The organism is Pseudomonas sp. Pseusp97, from assembly GCF_047304025.1.
Lineage (GTDB): Bacteria > Pseudomonadota > Gammaproteobacteria > Pseudomonadales > Pseudomonadaceae > Pseudomonas.
Genome location: NZ_JBGLYK010000308.1, coordinates 1 through 4983, shown reverse-complemented (window position 1 = coordinate 4983; position 4983 = coordinate 1). Strand labels below are relative to the sequence as shown.

5 protein-coding genes are annotated in these 4983 nt (G+C 66.3%); all 5 read left to right on the top strand.

The window, feature by feature from the left end; translation table 11 throughout:
- Positions 1 to 199, top strand: a 199-nt coding sequence (locus ACCC94_RS27700; protein WP_413352796.1) for a 4Fe-4S dicluster domain-containing protein, incomplete at its 5' end; no start/stop codon positions are given.
- A 7-nt stretch (positions 200 to 206) separates the two neighbouring features.
- Positions 207 to 509, top strand: coding sequence for a chaperone NapD (locus tag ACCC94_RS27695; RefSeq protein ID WP_413352797.1), 303 nt, complete (start codon positions 207 to 209; stop codon positions 507 to 509).
- On the top strand, positions 506 to 3010 hold the full coding sequence (gene napA, locus ACCC94_RS27690) for a nitrate reductase catalytic subunit NapA (protein ID WP_413352795.1): 2505 nt from the start codon (positions 506 to 508) through the stop codon (positions 3008 to 3010). The genes ACCC94_RS27695 and napA overlap by 4 nt, the downstream gene beginning before the upstream one ends.
- 10 nt (positions 3011 to 3020) lie before the next feature.
- Positions 3021 to 3515, top strand: coding sequence for a nitrate reductase cytochrome c-type subunit (locus tag ACCC94_RS27685; protein ID WP_413352794.1), 495 nt, complete (start codon positions 3021 to 3023; stop codon positions 3513 to 3515).
- Positions 3516 to 3524: 9 nt separating this feature from the next.
- Positions 3525 to 4124: a cytochrome c3 family protein gene (locus ACCC94_RS27680; RefSeq protein WP_413352793.1), complete on the top strand. Its 600-nt coding sequence runs from the start codon at positions 3525 to 3527 to the stop codon at positions 4122 to 4124.
- Positions 4125 to 4983 lie beyond the last annotated feature (859 nt).

The window sequence follows — 4983 nt, the reverse complement described above, 5'->3', positions numbered from 1 at the left end:
TCGTCGATCTGCGCGCGCCGGCATCCATTGCCGCAGCTGCGACGACGCCTGCGAGCCGCGCGCCATCCGCTTCCGCCCGCAGCTGGGCGGTCCGTCCCTGCCCCTGCTCGATCCCTCCCTCTGCACCGGTTGCGGCGCCTGCGTAGCGCCCTGCCCCGGCCACGCCATCCAACTGAACCGCGAGGCTCCCCATGCCTGAGACGCAGATGCCCCAGAGCATCCAGATCGCCAGCCTGATCGTCCACTCCCGCCCTGAACTGCTGGAGGCCGTGAAGGCCAACCTGTTGCGCCTGCCGGGCCTGGAAGTCCACCAGCAGAGCCCGCAGGGAAAACTGGTGGTGGTGCTGGAGGCGGCCCACGAAGCGAGCATTCTCGACAACCTGAACGCCATCCAGAACCTGCCGGGCGTACTCAACGCCGTGCTCATCTACCACGAGATCGTCGAGTCGCCGGAATGCCCGCAGATCGACCCCGAACCCGTTCTCGCCCAGGCCGGAGGTGCCCGATGAACCTGACCCGCCGCCAGTTCGCCAAGGCCAACGCCGCCGCCATTGCCGCGGCCGCCGCCGGACTGCCGATCCTCAGCTCCGCCAGCAACCTGGTCACCGAGGCGGACATGACCCGCCTGGACTGGAACAAGGCGCCCTGCCGCTTCTGCGGCACCGGCTGCAGCGTGATGGTCGCCACCCGCGACGGCAAGGTGGTCGCCACCCACGGCGACATCAAGGCCGAGGTCAACCGCGGGATCAACTGCGTGAAGGGCTACTTCCTGTCCAAGATCATGTACGGCAGCGACCGCCTGACCCGCCCGCTGCTGCGCATGAAGGACGGCAAGTTCGACAAGCAGGGGGAGTTCCAGCCGATCAGCTGGGACGCCGCCTTCGACATCATGGCCGAGAAGTTCAAGGCCGCGCTCAAGGCCAAGGGCCCCACTTCCGTGGGCATGTTCGGCTCCGGGCAATGGACGGTGTGGGAAGGCTACGCGGCCAACAAGCTGTTCAAGGCCGGCCTGCGCAGCAACAACATCGACCCCAACGCCCGGCATTGCATGGCGTCGGCGGTGATGGGCTTCATGCGCAGCTTCGGCATGGACGAGCCCATGGGCTGCTACGACGACATCGAGGCCACCGACACCTTCGTGCTCTGGGGCTCGAACATGGCCGAGATGCACCCCGTGCTCTGGTCGCGGGTCACCGACCGCCGCCTGAGCGCAGGCCAGGTCAAGGTCGCCGTGCTCTCCACCTTCGAGCACCGCAGCTTCGACCTGGCGGACATCCCGATGGTGTTCAAGCCGCAGACCGACCTCTACATCCTCAACTACATCGCCAACCACATCATCGAAAGCGGCGCGGTCAACCGCGACTTCGTCGACAAGCACACCCGCTTCGCCCGCGGTGCCGAGGACATCGGCTACGGCCTGCGGCCGGACAACCCGCTGGAGAAGCAGGCGAAGAACGCGGACAAGGCCAACACCTGGAGCGACATCGGCTTCGACGAGTTCGCCGCCTTCGTCAAACCCTACACCCTGGAACGCACCGCGAAGGAAAGCGGCGTGCCGGCCGAACGCCTCAAGGCCCTGGCCGAGCTGTACGCCGACCCGAAGCGCAAGGTGGTGTCGTTCTGGACCATGGGCTTCAACCAGCACACCCGCGGGGTCTGGGCGAACAACCTGATCTACAACATCCACCTGCTTACCGGGAAGATCAGCGAGCCGGGCAACAGCCCCTTCTCCCTCACCGGCCAGCCCTCGGCCTGCGGCACCGCCCGCGAGGTGGGCACCTTCGCCCACCGCCTGCCGGCCGATCTGGTGGTGACCAACCCCAAGCACCGCGAGACCGCCGAGAAGATCTGGAAGGTGCCCGCCGGCACCATCCAGGAAAAGATCGGCTTCCACGCCGTGCAGCAGAGCCGGATGCTCAAGGACGGCGTGCTCAACGTCTACTGGACCCAGGTCTGCAACAACATGCATGCCGGTCCGAACGTCATGCAGGAGGTCCTGCCGGGCTGGCGCAACCCGGAGAACTTCGTGATCGTCTCCGACGTCTACCCGACCGTTTCCGCCCAGGCCGCCGACCTCATCCTGCCCAGCGCCATGTGGGTGGAAAAGGAAGGCGCCTACGGCAACGCCGAGCGCCGCACGCAGTTCTGGCACCAACTGGTGAAGGCGCCGGGCGAGGCGAAATCCGACCTCTGGCAACTGGTGGAATTCTCCAAGCGCTTCACCACCGACGAAGTCTGGCCCGCCGAGCTGCTGGCCAAGGCGCCGGACCTCAAGGGCAAGACACTCTATGAGGTGCTGTTCAGGAACGGCCAGGTGGACGCCTTCGGCAGCGAGCAGATCGCCGAGGGCTTCGAGAACGACGAGGCCAAGGCCTTCGGCTTCTATATCCAGAAGGGCCTGTTCGAGGAATACGCCAGCTTCGGCCGTGGCCACGGCCATGACCTCGCCCCCTTCGACGTCTACCACGAAGCGCGCGGCCTGCGCTGGCCGGTGGTGGACGGCAAGGAAACCCGCTGGCGCTACCGCGAGGGCTACGACCCCTATGTGGCCAAGGGCAGCGGCCTGCAGTTCTACGGCTACCCGGACAAGAAGGCGATCATCTTCGCCCTGCCCTACGAGCCGCCGGCGGAAGCGCCGGACAAGGAATACCCGTTCTGGCTCTCCACCGGCCGCGTGCTCGAACACTGGCATACCGGCAGCATGACCCAGCGCGTGCCCGAGCTGTACAAGGCGGTGCCGGACGCCGTGGTGTACATGCACCCCGACGACGCACGCGACCTGAAGATGCGCCGCGGCAGCGAGGTAAAGGTGATCAGCCGGCGCGGCGAAATCCGCGCGCGCATCGAAACCCGCGGGCGCAACAAGCCGCCGCAGGGGCTGGTGTTCGTGCCCTTCTTCGACGCCAACAAGCTGATCAACAAGGTCACGCTGGACGCCACCGACCCGATCTCCAAGCAGACCGACTACAAGAAATGCGCGGTGCGCATCGAACTGGTCAGCCTGGCCTGAGGAACGCGCGATGAAACCGACACTGCCTGCCCTGCTCCTGCTGCTGTTCGCCCTCCCGGCGCTGGCCGCCGAGGTCAACTACCCGCTGGACGCGCCCGCCCCTGACGGTCGCCGCCCCGGCGGCACCCTCACCCAGGATCAACCGGCGCCGCCGCTGGCCACCGACGAGAACAAGGACATCCGCCGCGAGCGCAACTACCCCGAGCAGCCACCGACCATCCCCCACACCATCGTCGGCTACCGCATCGACAGCAACAGCAACAAGTGCCTGTCCTGCCACAGCCGCGCCAACAGCGCGCGGGTGCAGGCGCCGATGATCAGCATCACCCACTACATGGATCGCGACGGCCAGCCACTGGCCGCCGTGGCCCCGCGGCGCTACTTCTGCGTGCAGTGCCATGTGCCGCAGAAGGACGTGAAGCCACTGGTGGGCAACACCTTCGAGGACATCGACACCATCCTCCAGCACGACGCGGCCGCCGGCACGTCGACCGGCAAGCCCTGAGGAGGCGCCATGAAAGCTCTGTTCGCCTGGCTCTCGGGCTACTGGCACGTCCTGCGCCGGCCCAGCGTGCATTACAGCCTGGGCTTCCTGACGCTGGCCGGATTCCTCGCCGGGATCATCTTCTGGGGCGGCTTCAACACCGCGCTGGAAGCGACCAACTCCGAGGCCTTCTGCACCTCCTGCCATGAGATGCGCGACAACGTCTTCGTCGAACTCAAGGACACCATCCACTACAGCAACCGCTCCGGTGTGCGCGCCACCTGCCCGGACTGCCACGTGCCGCACCAGTGGACCGACAAGATCGCGCGCAAGATGCAGGCTTCCAAGGAGGTCTGGGGCAAGATCTTCGGCACCATCAACACCCGCGAGAAATTCCTCGATCACCGCCGCGAACTGGCGGAGCACGAATGGGCGCGGCTCAAGGCCAACGACTCGCTGGAGTGCCGCAACTGCCACAACTTCCAGTTCATGGACTTCACCCGCCAGAGCCAGCGCGCCCGGCAGATGCATTCCACCGCCCTGGCCTCCGGCGCGGCGACCTGCATCGACTGCCACAAGGGCATCGCCCACCACCTGCCGGACATGAGCGGGGTGAAGGGGTGGCAGTGAGGTGGGCAGGTGTGGGTGCGGTTCCTGCTCACCAGGGGAGCGCTGCTTAGGAGCAACGGTCTTCTTCTGAAAATCCGTGCCTGGGCTTTCCCTCTCGCCTGCCCTGGCTGCGCGCCCCGCTCCGAAGGGAGAGGGAGCCGATCGTGCCAGCTGACACCATAGTTTCATCCTGCACCGAACGGCCCTCTCTCACGCTTGCAGGAGAGGGCGCAGATCGTACCGGTTGACGCCGTAGTTTCATCCTGCTCCGATCGGTCCCCTCTCCCTTCAGGGAGAGGGTTAGGGAAAGGGCATGGCCTCCACGCAGGCCTCCACGTAGGAGCGGACTCCGTCCGCGATGGACCTGCCACGCCCACCGAACCCACTGGTTCGCGAGCAAGCTCGCTCCTACGAAAAGCCGCCCAGGCACGAGAGCGAGACTGTAGGAGCGAGCTTGCTCGCGAACATCGCTCACCGGCACACATCGAGCAGGAGAGATCGCGGACAAGATCCGCTCCTACGAGAGCCGGACCAGCGCCAGCACACTCCGGAGGCCCGCCACCCTGTAGGAGCGGACCTTGTCCGCGAAGGGTGACGACAGCGCCGAAACCCCCATCATCCCATTGCGGACACAATCCGCGACCGACCTGCCGCATCCACCGAATCCGCAGACCGTAGGGCGCATAACGCGCCAGCGTTATCCGCCACGAGGTGATCGGCGGATAACCCGTTTCGGGTCATGCGCCCTACGGTCCTGAAAATCCGTGCCTGCGCCTTCCCTCTCCCCCGCCCCCCGCCCGGAAGGGGGGGGGGCCCGGAGGGGGAGCCGGCACCCAAAGTTTAAACAGGCCCCCAACGGGCCCCCGGGAGGTTAAAAAAA

Bases quoted from the DNA above. Each gene is read 5' to 3' on its own strand.
- ACCC94_RS27695 (WP_413352797.1), top strand. From the start codon at position 207: ATGCCCCAGAGCATCCAGATCGCCAGCCTGATCGTCCACTCCCGCCCT.
- napA (WP_413352795.1), top strand. From the start codon at position 506: ATGAACCTGACCCGCCGCCAGTTCGCCAAGGCCAACGCCGCCGCCATT.
- ACCC94_RS27685 (WP_413352794.1), top strand. From the start codon at position 3,021: ATGAAACCGACACTGCCTGCCCTGCTCCTGCTGCTGTTCGCCCTCCCG.
- ACCC94_RS27680 (WP_413352793.1), top strand. From the start codon at position 3,525: ATGAAAGCTCTGTTCGCCTGGCTCTCGGGCTACTGGCACGTCCTGCGC.